The sequence below is a fragment of the Luteimonas sp. A534 genome, from assembly GCF_054072805.1.
In genome coordinates this window covers 1-552 of the sequence record NZ_JBSVRR010000026.1, presented here as the reverse complement: position 1 = coordinate 552, position 552 = coordinate 1, and the positions used below count along the sequence as shown (strand labels likewise).

Genomic DNA, 552 nt, shown 5'->3' with positions numbered 1-552 from the left:
TCAGGCGTTAGGCACCGCTATGGCCGCTTTCGTACGTCGTGCTAGTCCAGAAGATGTCGAGAAGATATCTTCGATCCATCGCGAGGCCTTTCCCCGTCAGCTTGATTCAGAAGCTTGGGTGGGTGCCACGCTCGCCGCCGCGCCCAGAATGTTCGTGCATGTGGTACTTCAGGACGACGACCTTGCTGGGTACATATTTTGGGCGCAGAAGTCTGGCTTCCGTTCGACCGCAGTCCTGGAGTTGGATCAAGTCGCAGTTCGCTCCGAGCTAAGGGGCAAAGGCCTTGGTGAACTACTCATCAAGGACTCGTTGTCGCAAGTCGAGGGTGAGCTTGTGGCGTCAGGCCAATCCATCAAATCCATACTCGTGTCCACGCGAGCAGACAATCACGCACAGCGTTTGTACGCTAAGGTTCTTGGCGCCCGCGTCGTAGCGGAGATCGACGGCCTATACTCGGCTGCGGAGGTCTTTATGTTGGCGGAGAACGCGGTGCCTAACAATTCATTCAAGCCGACACCGCTTCGCGGCGCGGCTTAATTCTGGCGTTAGGC

At 57.1% G+C, this 552-nt stretch carries 1 protein-coding gene; it reads left to right on the top strand.

Translation table 11 applies throughout. The annotated features are described in order from the left end of the window. Positions 1 to 538: N-acetyltransferase family protein (locus ACW5F0_RS14735; protein ID WP_457000046.1), on the top strand; the 538-nt coding region annotated here is incomplete at its 5' end. Between the last annotated feature and the right edge of the window lie 14 nt (positions 539 to 552).